The sequence below is a fragment of the Streptomyces sp. NBC_00029 genome (assembly GCF_045160505.1).
Classification (GTDB): domain Bacteria; phylum Actinomycetota; class Actinomycetes; order Streptomycetales; family Streptomycetaceae; genus Streptomyces.
Genome location: NZ_CP108292.1, coordinates 5,237,753 through 5,258,401 on the forward strand (window position 1 = coordinate 5,237,753; position 20,649 = coordinate 5,258,401).

A 20,649-nucleotide genomic window follows, 5' to 3' on the forward strand; every position below is an offset into this window, starting at 1 on the left:
TCTCAGCGGCGGCCGTCGAAGGGCCGGCCCGCGCGTTCCCGGCCGCGCCGCAACTCGGTGCGCAGCAGGCGGGAGACCGGATCCAGCAGGCGGCGTGCGAGATCGTCCAGGTCGGAGTCGGGCACCTGCGGTGCCGCGTGCCGGCCGGCAGGGGCCGGCTCGGCGGCGCCCCCGGCCGGCCGGGGGCCGCTCCGCGGCCCGGCCACGGTCCCGCCCGGCGCGCGCTGCACCGGCGGCGGAGGCGGAGGTGGCGGCGGCGCGGTGGCGGGGGCTGGGGCGGGGGCTCCGGTGGCCCTGGGGCGCACGACGGGTACGGGCTGCGCAGGCGACGCGGCCGGCGCCGGCTGGACCACGAGCGGCGGTGCGTGCGGGACGGCCACGGGGAGCGGCGCCGCGGCGGCCGCGGGACGCACGGCGCGTACGGCATGCACGGCGGGCGGCGGGGTCGCTCCCGCGGCCCGCCGCACCTGCGGCGGTGCGGCGGCCGGGGAGTACGGAGCGGGCCGGCGGGCCGGCACCACGGGACCGCCCGCCGGGAGGGCGGCGGGGGCGGCAGCACTCCCCATGTCACGGGTACCGAGGGCCAGGGGCCGGGCCGCCAGCAGCTGGAGGGTGCGGTGCGGGGCCGCGCTCCGGCCGGCGACCGGCGGGACGACGACCGGCGGGACGGCGGGCCGGACGAGCGGGGGAGCACCGGCCGCGCCGCCGCCGGCCCGGGGTGCGGCGGGCGCGGCGGGTACGGCGGTACGGGGCTTCGCCGCGCCCTCCGCGCCCAGCAGCGGCGATCCCGGCGCGGCCGCCGGGCGGGATCGGGGCGAGGCGGAAGAGGGCAGCGCCGCGCTCGCCGGGAGCGCGGGCAGCGGTGCCCCCAGGCCGGTGCGCACACGGGGTGCGGTCCGTCCCGGGCCGGACGCGCGGGTTGCACCGGACCCGACGCCGCCCTCGGCAGAAGGCTCCGCCCGGCGCTGCAGGACGGGCATGGCCGGGGTTGCGGTGGCGGGGAGTTCGGAGAGGGGGGCGCCGAGCGGTGCGCGGCCACGCGCGCGCTGCACGGGCGCGGGTTCCCCGCGGCCGGGAGCGGCACGGTCCTGGAGCACGGGCAGCTCGGGTACGGAAGCCGTGGTGGCGGGGTCCGGGCCGGCTGCGGGTCCGGTCCGGCGCTGGACCACGGGCCCGGCGGGAGCGGGCTCTGCCGCCGCGGGGTCCGAGGCCGCCGGGGTGGCAGGGCGCCCGGTGGGGGGCGTGCCGAGGGGCGGCCGGTTCTGCGCGCGCGGCGCGGGTACGTCCGGGCCCGCTGCGGGTTCCGCCCGGCGCTGGACCACGGGCCGGGCCGGAGCGGCCGAGGGCACGGGGGTGGCGGGGGTGGCGGGGGCGCCGCTCCCGGCGGACGACTCCGCCGGGTGCCGGAGCACGGGCAGGGCGGGTGCGGGGGCTGCCGCCGGGTGCTCCGACGGCCGTTCCGTGGAGGGGACTTCGGCTGTCCGGGCGCCGAGCGGCGGACGGTCTTCCGCGCGCTGTACGGAGTGAGTGCGGTCCGCGGCGGGTGCGGATCCGCCGCCGGTGGCGGGGAGTGCTGCCGAGTGCTCCAACGGTCCTGCCTCGGAGCGGGGATCGGTGTCCGGGGAACCGAGCGGCGGACGGCTTTCCGAGCGCGGCACGGACGTCCCGCGCGCGGCATCGGGCTCCGGCCGGCGCTGGACCACGGGCAGGGCCGGGGTGGCGGCGGGAGCCGGCGCGGCGGTGGCGGGGAGGCCGGAGAGGGGGGCGCCGAGCGGTGGACGGCTCTCCGCAGGGCGCTGTGCGGGGGGTGTGGCGCCGCCGTGGTCGGCGGAGGGCTCGGCCTGGCGCTGGACCACGGGCAGGGCGGGAGCGGGTGCGGGCGCTGCTGCCGGGTGCTCCGACGGCCCGGCGGTGGGCGGGCCGCCGAGCGGCGGACGGTTGTCCGCGCGCTGTACGGAGGTCTTGTGGTCGGCGGCGGGTTCCGCCTGGCGCTGGACGACGGGCAGGGCCGGCGTGGGTGCGGGCGCTGCCGCGTGGTCCGACGGCCCTGCGGGGGAGGGGAGTCCGGTGGCCGGGGTCCCGAGCGGCGGATGGGTTTCCGTACGGGGTGCGGGGCCCTCGACCTCGACGGCGGGTTCCGCACGGCGCTGCAGTACGGGCAGGGCCGGGTCGGGACCGGGAGTGGCTGCCGGGTGCGCCGACGGGGCTTCGGTGGGCGGGAGTTCGGTGCGGTGCGCGCCGAGCGGTGCGCGCTGCACGGGCGTCTGCGGCACGGCCGGGGCCGTCCGTACCGGTGCGGGGCGGACGACGGACACGCGGCGCCCGGGCGTGACGGGGACCCGCGCGACGGTCAGCGTACGGCCGACGGAGCGCGGTCGGACCACGGCGGTGCCGGGCGTATCGCGGGCGGGCGGACCTGCGGGGGACGCTCCACGCGTGGTCGCCGACGCGTCGGGCACCACTGCGACACGGCGGACCAGCGGGAAGCGCGCAGGCGTCGGCGCACGGCCGGGCGCGGCAGGGGGAACGGCCCGCTGTGCGACGGGCGCGGCCGCAGAGTGCGCGGACGACGCGTCCCCGTGGGGCGGTGCCGGCGGCGCAGAGGTCGGACCGGGCGCGGCCGGTCCCGACCCCACCGGAGCCGGGGCCGGGGTCACGTCGGGCCGCACCCGGCGCGGGGTCTGCTCAGCGTGCGGGGCGCCCGGCGCCGCCTGTGGTTCCGCGTCGTCCGGTCGGCGCAGCGCCCGCAGCAGCAGTGGGCCCCCGCCGCCGGTGGCGGACCGCGGGCCGGCGGGGCGGGTGACCCCGCGGACGAGGCCCGCCGGGGCGGACGGCAGGACGGCGTGGGCGAGCCCGGTGTCGAACGACGGGTTGCGCCACGCGGCCAGACCGGCCCGGAAGGCGAGCCCGTCGCTGACGCCCATCGCCGCCCGGGACACGGTCAGTGCGGGCGGCGCCGTCACGCGCCAGCCGCCGTCCCAGTCGCCGGGCACGGCCACGTCCCGCCGCGCGGCCGCCGGGGCGGCGGAAACCGGCGCCGCGGCCGGGGCGTCCGGCACGGCGGCGGCACGCCGACGCAGCCTGTCCCGCCATGCCATGTGTTCAACCGCCTTCGTTCACAAGGGTGTTGATACGAGCTATCTCGGAGACCCACTCCTGGCGCTCGCCGTGGGTCAGGTCGAGGATCTCGTCGCGTTGCCAGTGGAAGTGGTAGGCGATGTACGCGATCTCCTCCCTGAGCCGGGGGAGGGCGTACGTCACGATTCCCCCAGGCGCCCACCGGAGAGGTCGACCTCGAAACCGCCTTCGCAGTGCGGGCAGGTGACCGCCGCACGCGTGTGTCCCTCGCTGTTGACGCGCCGGTAGAAGTCCTGGAGGAACGCGACGTCGGTCGCGTACATCCGTTCCACGATCCCGGCGTGCACATCGGTGACGGTGCCGAGCCGGGTGATCACCTGGCTGAGCAGCACCACGCTCAGGTACGCCGGGTTCTCCTTGACCCGCAGGTCGATCAGGGGCCGCAGTTCGTCGCGGGCGGTGGCCAGGCGCATCGAGCCGTGCCGGTGCACCGTGCCCGCTTCGTCGACGTAACCGCGCGGCAGCTCGAACTCGAACTCCGTCCGCAGCCCGTGTTCCTCGCGCGCCGCCGGAGCGGCGGCGGACGGGGGCGCCGCCGCCTGCTCCGGGGCCGCCGCGGGCGCAGTGACCTGGAGGATCTCCTCCAGGCTGCCCGCCGTCACCGTACGGCGCCTCATTCGACGATGATCTCCTCGAACACGATGGTCACGGACTCGGTGGCCGCGGCGGACTCGCCGGCCTTGAGGGAGGGTCCCTCCCACTTGGAGGCCCAGCCCTGCATCAACTGGATGCGGCGGACGGTGGCTCCCGTGGAGTCCTTGATCTCGATGGTGAGGTTCTGTCGTGCGGTGTCGACGGCGCCGTTGTTGAGGGTCTCCTTGATCCACTTGGTGAACTCGCTGCTCTTGTCGAGTCCCCGGGTGATCGTGACCTCGCCCGCCTGGCGTGCGCCGGGCTGCTTGCGGATGATCTGCTTGCCCTCCGCACTGACCTGGCGGACCTCGACGACCTCTTCCTCGACGGTCAGGCCGCTGATCTCCTGGATCGATTCGACCAGGTAGCCGCCGAGCTGGACGCCGAAGATATGGGTGGAAAGAGCATCGCCCTCTGCCATGACTGTCCTTCACCTTTCCTTGCTGCTGCCCCGGAGGGTCACTCGTCGATGAGGCTGGTGCTGTCGGAGAACTGGGCCAGCCGGAACACCACGAACTCCGCGGGCTTGACGGGCGACACGCCGATCTCACAGACCACGCGGCCCTGGTCGATCGACTCCTGCGGGTTGTTGTCCCGGTCGCACTTGACGTAGAACGCCTCCGCCGCGGTGCGGCCGAACAGCGCGCCGCGTCGCCATTCCTCGGTGAGGAACGCGGTGACGTTGCGCCGGATGCTCGACCAGAGCCGGTCGTCGTTCGGCTCGAAGACCACCCACTGGGTGCCCAGGAGGATGGACTCCTCCAGGTAGTTGAAGAGACGGCGCACGTTCAGGTAGCGCCAGGCCGGGTCCGAGGAGAGCGTGCGGGCGCCCCAGATCCGGATGCCCCGGCCGGGGAAGGCCCGTACGCAGTTCACGCCGATCGGGTTGAGCAGGTCCTGCTCGCCCTTGCTCAGGCGCAGTTCCAGGTCCACCGCGCCGCGGATCACCTCGTTGGCGGGGGCCTTGTGCACACCGCGCTCGGCGTCGCTGCGCGCCCACACGCCGGCGACGTGGCCGCTCGGCGGGACGGTCGTGTTGCGCCCGGCGGCCGGGTCGAAGACCCGCACCCAGGGGTAGTAGAGGGTGGCGTAGCGGGAGTCGTAGCCCGCCTCGTCGTTGCGCCAGGTGCGCACCTGCTGCGCGGAGAGCCCGGGCGGGGTGTCCAGGACGGCCACCCGGTCGCCCATCTGCTCGCAGTGCGAGATCACCGCGAGCTGTACGGTGCGCACGCCCTCGGAGTCGATGTCACCGCGCTCGTAGGCGCTCATCAGGTCCGGCACCGCGACCATGGTGATCTCGTCGATGGTCTCCAGGCCGGCGAACCCGGTGCGGGCGGCGGAGTCACCCACGTACTCGGCCGGATCGAGCCGGGCCACGCCGCTGCTGCCGCCGGCCGGGGCGGGCGAGGAGGCGGGGGCGTCGGGCAGGACGACGGTCCCGCCGGCGGGCCGGGTCTGGGTCGCGCCCCGCTGCTCGGTGACCTCGATCAGCTTCGAGGCGCGGGCCTGGGTGACGAGGTAGCCCTTGACGTTCTTGCGGGCGGAGGCCTCGTAGCTCTCGGCGATCTGCTCACCCTGGCGGACGAGGACCTTGAAGCGGTCCTCCGGCGGGTTCTCGCCCTCCGCGTCGGCGATCTCCACGGAGACCCCGGTGACGCCCGGCCGGGCGGCGACCAGGAATCCGCCGAGTTCGGCCGGCTCCGCGGCACGGGTCCGGGGGACCGCACCCGCGGCGGCCGGAGCGGAGGAGTCCCGGGCCGGCCCGCCGATGCGGACGACGTACGCGGCGCCGCCGCCGTTGGCGAAGTACCCGTAGACGGCGTGCGGCAGGTAGGTGCCCTCGGTGAAGCCGCCGAAGTGCTGGGAGTACTGGTCCCAGCTGGTGACCAGCGTCGGCTCGTGGAAGGGGCCGTTCTGGGCGAAGCCCACGAATGCGGCGACGGCGGTGCCGACCCCTTCGATCGGGCGAGCACCGGACTGCACCTCCTCCACGTACACGCCCGGGGTGAGGTACGTCGGCATGCTCGCTCCTTCTGGTCACAGCTGCGCAGTCGCAATCAGGTCTGATCACAGCCTTTCCGGCGGCCGCCGCCCGGGACAAGGGCGTTCGGACCTGGGCGGGGGCAAGTGCGCTGCCCTCCCGGTCGCCCCCGCCGGACCGGCCAGGCACCGGGCGCCGCCCGTCGGCCGCCGCACCGGCTCACACGCCGGTGACCTGGCTCAGGTACGGCCCGAACTCGCCCTCCAGGACCAGCCGGCCGAGCTTGCGGTACTCCTGGGCGACCGCCGTCACCACCTGGCTCATGGTCAGCGGTGCACCCGACGCGGCCGCGAGGTAGGCGGCCGTCACGGCGCAGGACCGGATCGAGCCCCCGGCCAGTTCGAACCGGTCCGCGCAGAAGCCGAGATCGAGGTCCCCGGCCCGGGGCAGCGGATCGCCCAGGCACCGTTCCCACAGGGCCAGGCGCTGGGCGGCGTCGGGCACCGGGAAGTCGGCGACCACGTCGAGGCGGCGGGTGAACGCCTCGTCGAGGTTGGCCCGCAGATTGGTGGTGAGGACGGCGATGCCGTCGAAGGACTCCATCCGCTGGAGCAGGTAGGCCGACTCCATGTTGGCGTGCTTGTCGTGGGCGTCCTTCACCTCCGAGCGCTTGCCGAAGATCGCGTCGGCCTCGTCGAACAGCAGCACCGCGTTGACGGCGGACGCCTCGGTGAAGATCCGCTCCAGGTTCTTCTCGGTCTCGCCGACGTACTTGTCGACGACCGTGGACAGGTCCACCACGTACAGGTCCATGCCCAGGTCGGCGGCCACCACCTCGGCGGACATCGTCTTGCCCGTGCCGGAGGACCCGGCGAACAGGGCGATGACCCCGCGCCCGCGCCCGCCGCCCGGCCGCATGCCCCACTGCCCGAGCACCTGGTCGCGGTGGCGGGCGCGTACGGCCAGTTCGCGCAGCCGGCGGAGGGTGGGGGCGGGCAGCACCAGGTCGTCCCAGCCCACCGCGGGCTCCACCCGGCGGGCGAGGCGGGCGAGCCCCGCACCGTTCTGGGCCCGTACGGCGGCGCGCAGGCCTTCGGGGGAGAGCGGGCCGCCGCCGAGCGCGGCGGTGCGCACCGCGCTGTCGGCAGCGCGCCGCAGCTGCCCGGCGTCGAGGCGGTGCGCGGACACGGACCGGGCGAGCGCGTCGGCGCCGCCGCCGTGCTCCCCGCCGGCCCCCTCCAGCGCGTGCCGCCAGCGGGTGACGTTCCGGTCGGGGGTGGGGGCCTCGACGGTCAGGGTGACGGGGGTGTCGGCCGCCCAGGAGGGTTCCCAGCCGCTCGTTCCGTAGGTGAAGAGGGGGATGCCGCGCAGCGCGGTGCACAGCGTGCGCAGGACGCGGGCCCGCTCGTCGGGTGCGCCGGGCAGTTCCTCCAGCGGACCCAGCAGCACACCGGCGCCCGTGAGGCGGGCCTCGCGGGCGGTGGCGCGGGCGAGTTCGGGCACGGCGCGGGCGTGCTGGGCCAGCGCCGCCGCGTCCAGGGCCAGGGGGTCCGGCCCGGACGCGTACAGCGCGGCGGCGGCCAGGCCCTCCGGGTCGCCGCCGCGGGACCGCAGGTGGACGTGGCGGGAGCCGCTGCCGGCCGCGGCGCGGGCCCGGCGCAGCTCGGCCGGGTCGACGGCCGGGTCGGCGTGGGCCCGGCCGAGCACCACGGCCAGCCGCGGGTCGGGCGAGGCGTCGCCGAGCAGATGGGCCGTGACCCGGTCCGGGACGGTCAGCACCCTGGACAGGGGCGGCCGCTCCGGCTCGGTGACCTCCAGCAGACCGCCCGCGACGAGCGGCGCCGTGGGGGAGAGCCGCAGCCGGGAGGCCGCCGATCCGGTGCGGCCGCACAGTTCGAGGGCGAGGCCGACGGTGGGCCGGCGGCGCGTCAGGTCGTCGTTGAGGTAGCCGTAGAGCCGCTCGAAGCGGGCGTCGAGGTCCGGCGCGATGGCCACCAGGAGCAGGTCCACGTCCAGCGGATCCAGTGCGAAGCGCGCGGAGAGGACGTCGAGCGGCGAGCCGGGGGGTGCTTCGGCCGGTGCGAGCGCGGGCAGGCCGGGGCCGTGCGGCGCGTCCAGGATGCGGGCGACGGCCTCGGGCGTGAGGTACTGGCCCCGGTAGGGGTCGTGCGGGTCGGGGTCGACGGCCCGCCGGAGCGCCACGGCCTGCCGTACCCGCTCCTCGACGAGCCGGAGGCGGGCCCAGAGGTAGGGGAGGGGACCTGGGGCGGGACCTGAGGCGGGGCCGGTGTCCGGGTCCGGGTCTGGGGCTGGGCCGGGAACGAATCCGTCCGCGGCCCCGATGCCGTCCGCCTCCGTGCCGCCCCGCGTGGTGCCGTCCGGCTGCGTGCCGTCCCGCGTCGTGCCGGCCGGCTCCGCGTGCCGTGGGGCGGGCGGTGCCGCCGGGTCGACGGTGTACGTCACGGCTGTCGTTCCCCTCGTCTGCGGCGCGCGGGGACCGCACGCCGCTCCCGGGGCCCGCCGAAGCCCTCGGGACCCGGCTCGCCCCCTTGCGTGTAGCGCAGTCGGCGCGCGCCGTCCTCCTCGCCGGAGGGCCGCTCCCGCCCGCTCTCCGCCCGGCCCGGCGCACCCGGCTCGGTGCCCGACCGGTGCGGTACCGATCGCACGACGAGCCCGTCGGTGACCGGCGGGGCCGTGACCGTGCTGAGGCCCGCCAGCGGCGCCTTCACCCGTAGCCCGAGGGACGGCTTCAGCTCGCCGCCGAGCGCCGACCACACGTCGGAGGCGGCCGGTGCGTCCTTGCCGGTCCCGCCCGCGTCCACGTCCACGAGCAGGCCGAGTTCGGCGAGCGTGCCGGTGAGCAGGCGCGGGGGCAGCGTGTCGGTGTTCACGAGGCAGGTGAGCACCTGGGACAGGAGCCGGTGCTCGTCCTGCGGCCGGCTCGCCCACGCGGTGACCAGGTACGTCAGCTCGAACCAGCGCGGCGGGGTGCGGCGCGCGACGACGAACCCGTCCGCGTCGAACACCTCGCCCGCGCCGCTGCCGCGCCGGACGTGGTCCTCGCGGATGTCGTACAGGAAGACGCAGACCGTGGGCGCGCTGCGGCGCGCCGCCCAGTCACGCGTCGGGGCGTCGAAGACCACCTCGACGCCCGACGCCTCCAGGCCGGACTCCGCCAGCAGCCGGCGGAGCCCCTCGTCGACCTCGTGGATCACCGGCGGCTCACCTCGTCGGGGGGCTGCACCGAGCCGTTGACCACGAGGAAGTCGGTCTGCACCGGCGAGAAGCCGGGGCCGCTCGCGGTGATGATCCGCGGGCCCGTCTGGTCCTTGGCCAGGATCAGCAGCTGGCCGATGAACGTGCCGTCGCGCCGGGGGAGGGTCGGTGCGGCCGCCGCCGTGATGCCCGGCTTCCACGCGAACCGCACGGGCACGCCGGGCGGGAAGTCCTCGCCGCGCACGGAGGTGACGAAGCCGGGCTTGCCGATCGGCGGCACGGCGACGATCCGCGGCTGGAGGACGCGCAGTTGCTGCCGGGCGGTGTTGTCACCGGGGTCGGCGTCCGTGCCGGTCGTGGTCAGGCTGCCGGTCACCTGGGCGGTGAGCGCCTTGTCCGGGCTGAGGACGACCCGCAGGACGGTCCGTGCGCCCGGCGCCAGGTCCGGCAGCACGCACTCCCAGCTCTGGTCGCAGCCCGGCGGCGGTCCGCCGTTCGGTACCCCCTGCGGGAGGCCGATGCGCAGCCGCAGGCCGGTGGCCAGGGCGCTCCGGCCGTTGCGGACGGTGTACGTGACGACGACGCGGCCGCCCACGTAGCCCGGGTTCGGCTGGGCCGTGAGGCCGAGTGCGGGCCCGGCCGGCGGCGCGGGCGGCTCCGGCTGCGGCGCCGGCCGGGTCGTGGGCGGGTTCGTGGGCGGAGTCGGCGGTGCTGGTGTCGGCGTCGGCGGGGTGGGGGTCGGCTTCGGGGGTACGGGTGCTTCGCGCACCGGCACCACGGTCCGCCCGGAGTTGTCGCTCGGGCGGGGGTCGAGCACGGTGCCGGTGACCGACCAGTCCACCGGCTGGTCCCCGGGGGTGACGCCGGTGAGGGTGACGGTCACCGGGACGGTGGCGCCGGGGGGCAGTACGCCCAGGGCGCAGGTCAGCGCCGCCGCGTCGCACGTGGCGCCGGGTGCGGTCAGCGCGGTGACGCCCACGCCGAGCGGGGGCGCGACGGTCAGCCGGGTGCCGGGCGAGGCCGCCGGGCCCTGGTTGACGACGTCGACCCGGACGGTGGCGGATCCGCCGACGGTCAGCGGCGCGGACTTCTCGGGCGCCCGCACCGCGAGGTCGACCGACTGCTGGACGCCGGGCTCCTTCTGACGGCCCGGCAGGCCCGTGACGAGCAGGCCGTGGTCGCCGGAGGCCACGTCCACCAGCTTCAGTTTCTCCGGGCTGTTGGGGGCCCGTGATCCGCGGGCGCTCAGGACCAGGCTCTTGCCGTCGGCGGTCCAGGCGGCGTCGCGGGGCTGGAACGGACCCTTGGCCGTGGGTTCGGGCAGTTCCCGGCCGCAGGCCCCCGGCACGTCACGGGCGGCGTCGGGCAGCAGGACCCGGCAGGCGCCGCCGCCGGCCGCGGAGGCGAGCAGGATGCCGCTGCGCTCGTCGACGCGGCCGCCGCCGTTTTTGCGGTTGAAGGCGATGGTGGCGCCGTCGGGCGAGAACGCCGGGCTGTCGTCGATGACTTCGCAGGCACCGGGGCAGAGGGTGGCGCTCAGGTCGCGCTGGCGGTCCAGGTGGTCCATGGGCACGGTCCAGATGTGCTTGTTGCCGCCGTTGCCGTTGATCACGAGGTTGCGGGTGAAGGCCAGGGTCGTGCCGTCGGGGGACCAGGTGGGCTGGGCGTCGCCGAGCCGGTCCCGGCCGGCGGGCGGGGTGACCTCGCCGCGGATCGCGCCGGTGGTGGCGTCCGCGATCAGGATGCGCGGGATGCCGGTGTCCCCGCCGGTGCCACCGGGCGAGGTCCGGGTGAAGGCCAGGAACCTGCCGTCGGGGGAGAACGCCGGGTCGGTGTCCCAGTCCTTGGGGCCGCGGCCCGCGAGCGGCAGGGCGGCGGCGTGGGTGCCGTCGGCGTCCGCGAGCCAGATCCGTTCGATCCGGCCGGCCTCGCTGTCCTCGAAGCGGGTCAGCACGATCCGGCGCCCGTCGGGCGTGTAGTTCTGCCGCTCGGTCCACGGGTCGAAGCCGGCGGCGGGCCGGAACAGCGGGTCCTTGGCCGGGTCGGTGTTGGTGTCGGCCGCCGGGTCCTCCTTGAGGATGGTCAGGCCGAGGTCGCGGGGGTCGGAGCCGTCCATCCGGGCGTCCTGCAGGGTCACCACGTGGGGTCCGGCCGCCGAGGTCCGCTCGACCACGACTCCGCCGCCGTTCTGCGGACCGAGCCAGGTGGCCGAGCCGACCTCGCGGTCCTCGCTGAGGACCAGCTCGGGCGTGTCCGCCGCGTGTGCGGGCACCCGGAAGACGTGGTCCCAGTCGCCCTTGCAGTCACAGGTGCGGTCCGGGCTGAGGAAGAGCACACCGTTCCCGTCGGGCAGCCACGCTGCCCCGTGGGTGCGCCAGCCCGCCTGGGCGCCCGCCAGCAGCGGACCGTCGGCGCGCCCGTCGGTCCAGCGCAGGCGGGGCCCGGCCGTTCCGGTGGCGGTGTAGGCGATGACGTCCCGGTTCGCCTTGTCGTCCACGGGGTTCCACACCGGCTCGGTGGCCGTGCCGTTGGCGGGATCGGTGACGCGGGTGGCGGCCCCGCCCCGCAGGGGACGTACGTGGACCTGCCGCCCGGCGGTCCGGTCGCCGTCGGAGGAGTACGCGAGACGACCGCCCTCCGGCGAGACCGTGGGGTGCTCCTCGTTCGCGGGAGTGTCGGTCAGCCGGGTGAGGCCGGTGCCGTCGGTGCGCACCAGCCACAGGTCGCGCTGGGTGCCGCCGGATCCGGCGGACTGGGCGGAGTCGAAGACGACGGACCGGCCGTCCGGGGTCAGCCGGGGGTTCGCCGCGTCCAGGCCGCTGGTCAGGCGGCGCACCGAGCCGTTCGCGGAGCGCAGGTAGACCTGCGGGGTCCGCTCGTCGCGGCGGCCGGCGAAGACCAGCTGGTCGCCCAGTGCGGCGGGCTGGGTGTCCAGGTGCGCCGGCCCCTCGCCGAACAGCGGGGTGCTGGACGTGCCGGTCGCCACCCGGCCCAGGCTGCGGTGGCGCGTGCCGGCGTACACGACCCGGCCGTCGCCGGCGTCGGCCGCCTGGGGGCGCGCCTCGGCGTCGCCCGGGCCGGTGGCCGCCGTCACCGCGAGCAGGGGGATCAGCAGCAGCAGCGGCGCGCCGGTCCTCCCCCAGCGGTGTCGACGGCCGCCGGAGCCACCCGTGCGGATCACGGTCCACCTCACAGTCCGGTACGGCATTCACGTATGACTCCGCCACTCTGCGGACCGGCAGGTGCGTACGGCAGGGCCGTGGGGCCGCACCCGGGGGAAGCACCCGGTGCGCTTTCGGGCAGTGGGGTGCGCCGCCGGTCCCGCCGGACGGTCAGATCAGCCCGTTGCGCAGCGCGTAGCCGACCGCGTGCGTGCGATTGCGCAGGTGCAGCCGCGTGATGATCTCGTGCAGCACGTTCTTGACGGTCCGTTCGGAGTACGAGGTCTTGCGCGCGATCTCCGCGGTGTCCAGGCCCTCCGACACCAGGCGCAGCATGTCGGCCTCGCGCGCGGTCAGGGTGGACAGGGACACGGCGTGCGGGTCGAGGGTCGAACGCTGCAGGCTGCCCACGTGGTCGAGGAGCTTCGCGAGCAGGTCGCCGGGCAGCACGCCCTCGCCGTTGGCTATCGCCAGGACCAGCCCCAGGAGCCGGTCCTGGTCGGCCTCGCTGCGGCGCAGTACCGCGGTGACCCCGCACTCGATGGCGCGCTGCAGGGCGTCCCCGGACTCGAACGTACCGACCACGAGCCCGGTGCGCGTAGTGGAGTCGTGCCGCAGCCGGTACAGCAGGGCGGCCGTCTCGTCGTCCACGCTGTCCACGGCGACGAGCGACACCTGCGCGCCGTCGGTGACGTCGACGAGTTGGATCTCGGGGCGCTGGCGCAGCTGGTGGACGACCCCGACGTGCAGGATCGGGTCCGGTGCGTACACGGCCACGGTGACCCGATCACCGGCGCCGGATGAGGGGACGGGTCCGTTGTTGTCAGGGTGGGCCATTGGCGTTGTACCTGTTCCATGATGCGTATGTGGGGTTACGGATGGAGAGGAATGATCAACAGGAGGTTGGGCACTCGTAGTTGATGAGCGTCTTCGGGGGCATCCGGGTTGCCCGGGGCGTTGCCCCCGTGTCCGTGGAGGTGGCGGGGGCGGCGGCATAGCGTCGCGGTGTGATATCCCCAGCAGCCCCTTCAAGTCCTGGCGCGCCCGGCCTCGACCTCCCGCCGGTGTCGGTGACGCCGGGCGGTACCGCATCCACCGGCCTCACCGTCCGCAACGACAGCGACATCGTCGAGGCGTACCGCCTGGAGGTCGTCGGCGACTGTGCTGCCTGGACCACGGTGGAACCCGAGCGCGTCTCCCTGTACCCCGGCACCTCGGAAACGGTGACGATCCGTCTGGCACCGCCCCGCTCACCACAGGTACGGGCGGGGGACATGCCGCTCGCCGTGCGCGTGCTGCCGACGGAGCAGCCCGAGGCCGTGCGGGTCCCCGAGACCACCGTGCACATCGAGGAGTTCCGCGAGCTGCGGGCTGAGAGCGCTCCCAGACGCCGCCGCGGCTGGCTGCGGGGACGCTATCGACTGGCCGTGCGCAACGAGGGCAACTCCCCGGTGAGGCTGGGCTTCACGCCCGCCCAGCCGGGAGAGGAGCTGAAGTTCGCCTTCGCCCCCGACGAACTGAAGCTGGAGCCGGGGGAGTCGGCGGAAGCGGTGCTGCGGGTCCGCACCGGCACGCCGGTGTGGTTCGGGGCCCCGGTGACCTGGCCGTTCACCGTCACCGTGGCCGAGGCCGCGGCCGGCGGGGCCGGTACCGGCGCCGACGAGGACGAGGACGGCAAGAAGACCGGGGAGAGCAAGGAGGCCGGGGAGGGCAGAGAGGGCGGGGAGCGGCCGGAGCCGGATCCCGTCCGGGCGCCGCTGGAAGCGGAGTTCGTCCAGATTCCGATCTTCCCGACGTGGCTGCTCGCGGTCCTGGCCGCGCTGCTCGCGCTGCTGCTCGCCTGGTTCCTGCTGGTGCGTCCGGCCGTGCGCAGTACGGCGAAGGAGGCCGCCGAGGAGGCCCAGAAGAAGCCGGCGCCCAGCGCGGACCTGAACGGGCAGACCCCGGTCACCGGCGACGGCAAGCAGCCGGGCGCGGGCGGCAGGGGCACCCAGCCCGGTGCGGGCGGTACCGCCCCGGGGGGCGGTACCGGCGGTGGCACCGGAGGCGGCGGTGCCGGGACCGGAGGACAGCAGAGCTCGGCGACCATCGACCTGCAGACCGGGAGCGGCCAGACCAAGACCGGCACGTACGCGGTACCCGCGGGCAAGGCCTTCGGGATCACGGACATCGTTGTCGCGAACTTCCAGGGCGACGAAGGGGTGGTGACCATCGACTTCGGCGACCGCAAGATCACGACGATCGCGCTGGAGACCTTCCGCAACCAGGACTACCACTGGGTCACCCCCATCAGCATCACCGCGAGCCAGACTGTGACCGTTCAGGTGACCTGTGCGAAGCCAGGCACGCCGGCCACCGGCCGTCAGGCGCAGGAGTGTCACGAGGTGCTCAACGTGAGCGGCGTGCTGAGCGACCTCCGGTGACCCGAGCGGCACGGACATAGTCGGTCAGGTTGTACGCCGGGGCAAAGAGGGCCTTTGCCCCGGCGTCCGGAAATCGGTACTCCAGAGGATCGATCGGGCGTTCCCCTCGCAACCGCACGCTTTCGTTTCGACAGTGCCTGGAACGGTTAACCGGGGTAAGAGCGACACCGGTTGACCGAGCGCCGAACATGGCTTGAATCGGTCTGTGTCCTACCGGCCGGTCAATGCGTGGGGACTCCCACCGCCGGACCGGCGTCCCCGCCGGCTTTCCGGGGCGGCGCGGTCCTCGGGCGGCGGCGGGCACTCGCGCTCATCGCGGGCCTCGGCCTCCCACGGCACGATCACTCGGGCGGGCCCGTGCGAGCCCGTGCGCGAGGGGAGCGGGAGCGGACCCGTACGTACGTCATGGAGATCGGCGCCGGGCCGGCCGGCCGCGCCGCCCGCGGCGAAACGTCGGTCAGGGCCAGACCAGGCAGTACGGCTGGTGACCGGCCTCGTGCAGGCGGTGACTGAAATCCTGCCACTCGTGGAGCAGCTGGTAGACGTTGAAGGCGTCGCTCGGGCCGCCGCGGTCCGGGACCGTGGACCAGATGAAGGCCGCCGCGCCCACCGATTCCTCGCCGATCCCGCGCAGCGGGTCGACCACCGTCATGGGGAGCTTGACCACCGCGTAGTCGGGGTGGAGGACGACCAGCTCCAGCGGGGGCACCTTGTGGAGGGGTATGCCCTCGATGCCGGTCAGGACCATCGCGGCCACCGTCTCCGGCTTGATCTTGGTGAAGAGTCCGCCCATGCCGAGCTCGTCGCCGCCGAGCTCCTCCGGCCGCATCGTGACCGGGACCCGGGCCGCGGTGGCGCCGTCGGGGGCGCCGAAGTACTTGTAGGTCACTCCCATGCCGCGGCCCTTGGGCAGGTCGTCGGACGAGGACGCGGGCCCGGGGACGGCATCGGCCGCCTCCGTTCCGCGGCGGCGGTGCTTGCCCCGGCGGCGGGCCTCGCGGGCGCGCTGCGGATCGAGGCCGTCCGTTCCCTCGCCCGGTCCACCACCGCGTTGCATATCTCCACCCGACTGATCTTGCTTGCCACGGCCCCGCGGCCCCCGCCACGCAGCCTGATCATCATGGCAGTGACCTCCCCCGCGGCGACGCGGTGAAACGCCCGTCCGCAAGTCTGTCGCGGCCTCTGAGACCATGGCTGGTGTGAGCTACCCGTACCCGTATGAAGCCCCAGTTTCGCAGACGCTCTTCGAGCGCGCCTCCCTCGTGACCCCCGGCGGCGTGAACTCTCCCGTGCGCGCCTTCCGCGCCGTGGGCGGTACGCCCCGGTTCATGGTGTCCGGGACCGGTCCGTACCTCACCGACGCCGACGGTCGCGAGTACGTCGACCTCGTGTGCTCGTGGGGACCGATGATCCTCGGCCATTCGCACCCCGAGGTGATCGAGGCCGTCCAGGCGGCCGTCGCCCGTGGTACGTCCTTCGGTACGCCCGGTGAGGGCGAGGTGGCGCTGGCGGAGGAGATCGTCGCGCGCATCCGGCCCGTGGAGCAGGTGCGCCTGGTCTCCTCCGGCACCGAGGCGACCATGTCGGCGATCCGGCTGGCCCGCGGCTTCACCGGTCGCGCCAAGGTCGTGAAGTTCGCTGGCTGCTACCACGGTCACGTGGACGCGCTGCTGGCCGCCGCCGGTTCCGGTCTGGCGACCTTCGCGCTGCCGGACACCCCCGGTGTGACGGGCGCGCAGGCCGGCGACACGATCGTCCTCCCCTACAACGACCTCGAATCGGTACGGGCGGCCTTCGCCGCGCACCCCGGCGAGATCGCCTGCGTGATCACCGAGGCCGCGCCCGGCAACATGGGCGTGGTCACCCCCGCCGACGGCTTCAACCAGGGCCTCGCGGACCTGTGCCGGGAGAACGGCGCGCTCTACATCTCCGACGAGGTCATGACCGGCTTCCGGACCTCCCGCGCCGGCTGGTACGGCGTCGACGGGGTCGAGCCCGACCTGATGACCTTCGGCAAGGTCATGGGCGGCGGCTTCCCCGCCGCGGCCTTCGGCGGCCGCGCCGACGTGATGGGCCACCTGGCGCCCGCGGGCCCGGTCTACCAGGCCGGCACGCTCTCCGGTAACCCCATCGCCACCGCCGCCGGCCTCGCGCAGCTGCGCCTGCTCGACGCGGCCGCGTACGAGAAGGTCGACGCGGTCTCGAAGGAGATCCAGGGCCTGGTCACCGGAGCGCTCGCCAAGGAGGGCGTGGCCCACCGGCTGCAGACCGCCTCCAACATGTTCTCCGTCTTCTTCACCGAGGACGAGGTGCGCAACTACGACGACGCGAAGAAGCAGGAGAGCTTCCGCTTCAACGGGTTCTTCCACTCGATGCTGGCGCAGGGCGTCTACCTGCCGCCGTCCGCCTTCGAGTCCTGGTTCGTGTCCACCGCCCACGACGAGAAGGCGATCGAGCGCATCGCGGCGGCACTGCCGGCCGCTGCCCGAGCCGCCGCGGAGGCCACCGCATGAGCAGCAGCGCCACGCCCGCCACTTCCGACCTGACCGTCGTGCACCTGGTGCGCCACGGTGAGGTGCACAACCCCGAGGGCGTGCTCTACGGGCGCCGTGACGGCTACCACCTCTCCGAGCTGGGCCGGCAGATGGCGGACCGGGTCGCCGAGCACCTCAAGGGCCGGGACATCGCCTACGTCGTGTCCTCCCCGCTGGAGCGGGCGCAGGAGACGGCCGAGCCGATCGCCAAGGTCCACGGCCTGGACCTGGCGACCGACCGGCGGCTGCTGGAGGCGGAGAACGTCTTCGAGGGCAAGACCTTCGGCGTCGGTGACGGCGCGCTGCGCAAGCCCGGCAACTGGAAGCACCTGACGAACCCGTTCAAGCCCTCCTGGGGCGAGCCGTACGTCGAGCAGGTGGTCCGGATGATGAGCGCGCTGGAGGCGGCGCGCGACGCGGCCCGCGGCCGCGAGGCGGTGGCGGTCAGCCACCAGCTGCCGATCTGGATCGTGCGCAGCTTCGCGGAGAAGCGCCGGCTGTGGCACGACCCGCGGCGCCGGCAGTGCACGCTCGCCTCGATGACGTCCTTCACCTTCCAGGGCGACAAGCTCGTGTCGGTGGGCTACAGCGAGCCGGCGCGGGATCTGGTCCCGGCCCATCTGCTGGCCGGAGCCAAGCCGGTGAAGGGCGCGTCCAAGGCGTTCGGAGCTTGATCGACGGACTGTTACAGGCCGTTACGGGGGCACTCAACTAAAGAGAAGTTGTGCGGGAATCACCGTGTCAGCACACATGCCCGATCTGATTGTCCGTTTATATGGACTTCGGGTCGGTTTGAGTGATCGACAGTGGGGACGGTGACATGCGCGACATCAGGGGAGTCAGCCGGAGGGGGTTGCTGGGACTGGGACTTGGTGCGGCCGCCGCGATGGGAATCGCGGGCTGCGGCTCATCGGACAAGCCCGGTTCCGGCGCTCCCGGACCCGTCGGGAATCCGAAGCCCGGTCAGAAGCCGGTGTCCAGGCCCATCGGTGACGGTTCCACCGCCGACACCGGCCCGCAGCCGAACCAGCCGGACGCGCCCGTCCCGCTCCAGCCGGGCGAGACCCCGCCGCAGTTCGTGGTCTTCAGCTGGGACGGCGCGGGCGAGATCGGCAACGGACTCTTCCCGCGCTTCCTCAAGCTCGCCAGGGACCACGGTGCGGGCATGACCTTCTTCCTCTCCGGCATCTATCTGCTGCCCGAGTCGAAGCGGCACCTCTACCGGCCGCCGAACAACCCCGTCGGGGCCTCGGACATCGGCTACCTCAAGGACGAGAACATCCGCGCCACCCTCCGCTGCGTCCGCGAGGCCTGGCTCGACGGGCACGAGATAGGCACCCACTTCAACGGCCACTTCTGTGCCGGTTCCGGCTCGGTCGGCAAGTGGACCCAGGGGGACTGGCAGAGCGAGATCGACCAGGCCGTGTCGTTCGTCACCCAGTGGCGCACCAACACCGGATTCACCGATCTCGACCCGCTGCCCTTCGACTACGCCAAGGAGCTGAAGGGTGCCCGCACCCCCTGCCTCCTGGGCCGGGACACCCTGCTGCCGACGGCCCAGCGGCTGGGCTGGCGCTACGACTCCAGCTCGCCCGGCGGTCTGCAGGTCTGGCCGGTGCGCAGGTCCGGCATCTGGGACCTGCCGCTGCAGTCCCTGCCCTTCCCCGGGCACTCCTTCGAAGTCCTGTCGATGGACTACAACATCCTCGCCAACCAGTCGAAGAGCACCACGAAGGGCGTGCCCGCCAACTACCCGGGCTGGCGCACCCAGGCCACGGCCACCTACCTCGGCGGCTTCCGCCGGGCCTACGAGACCAACCGGGCACCCCTCTTCATCGGCAACCACTTCGAGGAATGGAACGGCGGCATCTACATGGACGCCGTCGAGGAGGCCCTCAAGGGCATGGCGGACAAAAGGGATGTACGGCTCGTATCCTTCCGGCAGTTCACCGACTGGCTGGAGGTCCAGGACCCCAAGGTCCTCGCCAGGCTCCGGGGTCTCGCCCCGGGCCAGTCGCCGGCCGGCGGCTGGAGCGCGTACCTGACCGCCGCCTGACGGGTCCGTGGAACATCGCCTGACCAGGTCATTGACATCCCTCCGGGGGGCGCGGGAATTCCGCGAATTGCTCATGCGAAACTTTTCACATGAGCCTTAGCCGCGCCCCCCGACGCCGCCGCTCGACCGGCGGCCGTGCCACCCTGCTGACCGCGGTGACCCTCGCGGGCGCCCTCACGCTCTCGGCGTGCTCGGGTTCCGACGGCGGCAAGCCCGCCAGCGGGTCCGGCGGCAACTACGTCACGGGCGCGACCGGCATCTCCACCGTCTCCAGGGCGGAGCGCACCGAGGCCCCCAAGCTCGACGGCGAGACGGTCGACGGCAAGACCCTCGACACCACCACCCTCAAGGGCAAGGTGGTCGTCCTCAACGTGTGGGGCTCCTGGTGCCCGCCGTGCAGGGCCGAGGCCCCGAGCTTCGCGAAGGTCTCCAAGGAGCTCGCCGACGCCGGCAAGGACGTCGCCTTCGTGGGCATCAACACCCGCGACAACGAGCAGCAGCAGGCGAAGGCCTTCGAGGAGACCTACGGGATCACCTACCCGAGCCTCTTCGACCCCGCGGGGAAGCTGATGCTCCGATTCCCCAAGGGCACGCTCAACCCGAACGCCATCCCCTCCACGATCGTCCTCGACAAGGAGGGCAAGATCGCCGCCCGCACCCTGGTCGCGGTCACGGAGGAGCAGCTGCGATCGATGATCGACCCGCTCCTCGCGGAGCAGTGACCCTGTGATCGGCCACGTCCTCGCCGCGGAAGTCACCGGCGTGAACGAGACGGTCCTGAACGGCGCGCTGCTGCTCGCGCTGCCGATCTCGCTGCTCGCGGGCCTCGTCTCGTTCTTCTCGCCCTGCGTGCTGCCCCTGGTCCCCGGCTACCTCTCCTACGTGACCGGGGTCAGCGGAGCCGACCTCGCCGAGGCCCGGCGGGGCCGGATGCTGGCGGGCGCGAGTCTGTTCATCGCCGGATTCACCGCCGTCTTCGTCTCCACCGGCGCGCTCTTCGGCTACTTCGGCGCCGAGCTGCAGGAGAACAAGGAGATCATCTCCCGGGTCCTGGGCGGCCTGGTGATCGTGCTCGGCCTCTTCTTCATGGGGGCGATCCCGGGTCTGACGATGCGGGAGTTCCGCTTCCACCGGAAGCCGACGGCCGGTCTGGTCGGCGCGCCCCTGCTCGGTGTCCTCTTCGGCGTCGGCTGGACCCCTTGCATGGGCCCGACCCTCGCCGCCGTCAACACCCTCTCCATCGACCAGGCGAGCGCCGGCCGCGGCGCGCTGCTGACCGTCGTCTACTGCCTGGGCCTCGGCCTGCCCTTCATCGCCGCCGCGATCGCCTTCCGCAAGGCGCTCGGTGCGTTCGGCTGGGTGAAGAAGCACTATGCATGGGTGATGCGCATCGGTGGCGGCATGCTGATCCTCACCGGCCTGCTGCTCGTCACAGGTTTGTGGGACAGCATCATCAGCGACATGCAGAGCTGGACCCAAAGCTTCACGGTGGGGATCTGAGGACTAA

At 74.1% G+C, this 20,649-nt stretch carries 16 protein-coding genes; 6 read left to right on the forward strand and 10 right to left on the reverse strand.

Features of this window, described 5'->3' with window-relative positions; all coding sequences use genetic code 11:
* Positions 1-2: 2 nt before the first annotated feature.
* The 9 genes from OG753_RS24545 to OG753_RS24585 form a co-directional block, all read right to left on the reverse strand.
* Complete coding sequence (locus OG753_RS24545) at positions 3-3,098, reverse strand: hypothetical protein (RefSeq protein ID WP_405790151.1); 3,096 nt, start codon at positions 3,096-3,098, stop codon at positions 3-5.
* Between the two features lie 4 nt (positions 3,099-3,102).
* Positions 3,103-3,261, reverse strand: coding sequence for a DUF6760 family protein (locus tag OG753_RS24550; RefSeq protein ID WP_405790153.1), 159 nt, complete (start codon positions 3,259-3,261; stop codon positions 3,103-3,105).
* Positions 3,258-3,755, reverse strand: coding sequence for a hypothetical protein (locus tag OG753_RS24555; RefSeq protein WP_327263845.1), 498 nt, complete (start codon positions 3,753-3,755; stop codon positions 3,258-3,260). Before OG753_RS24555 ends, OG753_RS24550 begins: the two co-directional genes overlap by 4 nt.
* On the reverse strand, positions 3,752-4,192 hold the full coding sequence (locus OG753_RS24560; protein WP_030388073.1) for a phage tail protein: 441 nt from the start codon (positions 4,190-4,192) through the stop codon (positions 3,752-3,754). The genes OG753_RS24555 and OG753_RS24560 overlap by 4 nt, the downstream gene beginning before the upstream one ends.
* A gap of 38 nt (positions 4,193-4,230) precedes the next feature.
* A complete protein-coding gene (locus OG753_RS24565; protein ID WP_405790154.1) occupies positions 4,231-5,793 on the reverse strand; it encodes a phage tail sheath subtilisin-like domain-containing protein in 1,563 nt (520 codons plus the stop codon).
* A 178-nt stretch (positions 5,794-5,971) separates the two neighbouring features.
* Entirely contained in the window at positions 5,972-8,095 is a 2,124-nt protein-coding gene (locus OG753_RS24570) for an ATP-binding protein (protein WP_405792791.1), read from the reverse strand.
* A gap of 116 nt (positions 8,096-8,211) precedes the next feature.
* Positions 8,212-8,967 (reverse strand): DUF4255 domain-containing protein, encoded by a 756-nt coding sequence (locus OG753_RS24575; RefSeq protein ID WP_405790155.1) that lies wholly within the window; start codon positions 8,965-8,967, stop codon positions 8,212-8,214.
* A complete protein-coding gene (locus tag OG753_RS24580; protein WP_405790156.1) occupies positions 8,964-12,149 on the reverse strand; it encodes a hypothetical protein in 3,186 nt (1,061 codons plus the stop codon). Before OG753_RS24580 ends, OG753_RS24575 begins: the two co-directional genes overlap by 4 nt.
* A gap of 151 nt (positions 12,150-12,300) precedes the next feature.
* Positions 12,301-12,966, reverse strand: a complete 666-nt coding sequence (locus OG753_RS24585) for a response regulator transcription factor (RefSeq protein WP_327263850.1) — start codon at positions 12,964-12,966, stop codon at positions 12,301-12,303.
* A 170-nt stretch (positions 12,967-13,136) separates the two neighbouring features.
* Between OG753_RS24585 and OG753_RS24590 the strand changes: the two genes are divergently transcribed.
* Positions 13,137-14,552 carry a hydrolytic protein gene (locus OG753_RS24590; protein WP_405790157.1) on the forward strand — a complete coding sequence of 472 codons (1,416 nt, stop codon included), beginning with the start codon at positions 13,137-13,139 and terminating at the stop codon, positions 14,550-14,552.
* A 457-nt stretch (positions 14,553-15,009) separates the two neighbouring features.
* Here OG753_RS24590 and OG753_RS24595 read toward each other — a convergent pair whose 3' ends face one another.
* Positions 15,010-15,609, reverse strand: coding sequence for a hypothetical protein (locus OG753_RS24595; protein WP_327263852.1), 600 nt, complete (start codon positions 15,607-15,609; stop codon positions 15,010-15,012).
* Positions 15,610-15,742: 133 nt separating this feature from the next.
* On the opposite strand from OG753_RS24595, the gene hemL reads away from it, so the two are divergent.
* The 5 genes from hemL to OG753_RS24620 all read left to right on the forward strand — a co-directional run bounded on the left by hemL (position 15,743) and on the right by OG753_RS24620 (position 20,642).
* Positions 15,743-17,065 carry a glutamate-1-semialdehyde 2,1-aminomutase gene (hemL, locus tag OG753_RS24600; RefSeq protein ID WP_327263853.1) on the forward strand — a complete coding sequence of 441 codons (1,323 nt, stop codon included), beginning with the start codon at positions 15,743-15,745 and terminating at the stop codon, positions 17,063-17,065.
* Positions 17,062-17,760, forward strand: coding sequence for a histidine phosphatase family protein (locus tag OG753_RS24605; protein ID WP_327263854.1), 699 nt, complete (start codon positions 17,062-17,064; stop codon positions 17,758-17,760). Before hemL ends, OG753_RS24605 begins: the two co-directional genes overlap by 4 nt.
* A 155-nt stretch (positions 17,761-17,915) precedes the next feature.
* Positions 17,916-19,142 carry a hypothetical protein gene (locus OG753_RS24610; RefSeq protein ID WP_405792793.1) on the forward strand — a complete coding sequence of 409 codons (1,227 nt, stop codon included), beginning with the start codon at positions 17,916-17,918 and terminating at the stop codon, positions 19,140-19,142.
* A gap of 89 nt (positions 19,143-19,231) precedes the next feature.
* Positions 19,232-19,864, forward strand: a complete 633-nt coding sequence (locus tag OG753_RS24615; protein WP_327263855.1) for a TlpA disulfide reductase family protein — start codon at positions 19,232-19,234, stop codon at positions 19,862-19,864.
* Positions 19,865-19,868: 4 nt separating this feature from the next.
* Entirely contained in the window at positions 19,869-20,642 is a 774-nt protein-coding gene (locus OG753_RS24620; protein ID WP_327263856.1) for a cytochrome c biogenesis protein CcdA, read from the forward strand.
* Positions 20,643-20,649 lie beyond the last annotated feature (7 nt).

Bases quoted from the DNA above. Each gene is read 5' to 3' on its own strand.
- OG753_RS24545 (WP_405790151.1), bottom strand. From the start codon at position 3,098: ATGGCATGGCGGGACAGGCTGCGTCGGCGTGCCGCCGCCGTGCCGGAC.
- OG753_RS24555 (WP_327263845.1), bottom strand. From the start codon at position 3,755: ATGAGGCGCCGTACGGTGACGGCGGGCAGCCTGGAGGAGATCCTCCAG.
- OG753_RS24560 (WP_030388073.1), bottom strand. From the start codon at position 4,192: ATGGCAGAGGGCGATGCTCTTTCCACCCATATCTTCGGCGTCCAGCTC.
- OG753_RS24565 (WP_405790154.1), bottom strand. From the start codon at position 5,793: ATGCCGACGTACCTCACCCCGGGCGTGTACGTGGAGGAGGTGCAGTCC.
- OG753_RS24585 (WP_327263850.1), bottom strand. From the start codon at position 12,966: ATGGCCCACCCTGACAACAACGGACCCGTCCCCTCATCCGGCGCCGGT.
- OG753_RS24595 (WP_327263852.1), bottom strand. From the start codon at position 15,609: ATGCAACGCGGTGGTGGACCGGGCGAGGGAACGGACGGCCTCGATCCG.
- hemL (WP_327263853.1), top strand. From the start codon at position 15,743: ATGGCTGGTGTGAGCTACCCGTACCCGTATGAAGCCCCAGTTTCGCAG.
- OG753_RS24605 (WP_327263854.1), top strand. From the start codon at position 17,062: ATGAGCAGCAGCGCCACGCCCGCCACTTCCGACCTGACCGTCGTGCAC.
- OG753_RS24615 (WP_327263855.1), top strand. From the start codon at position 19,232: ATGAGCCTTAGCCGCGCCCCCCGACGCCGCCGCTCGACCGGCGGCCGT.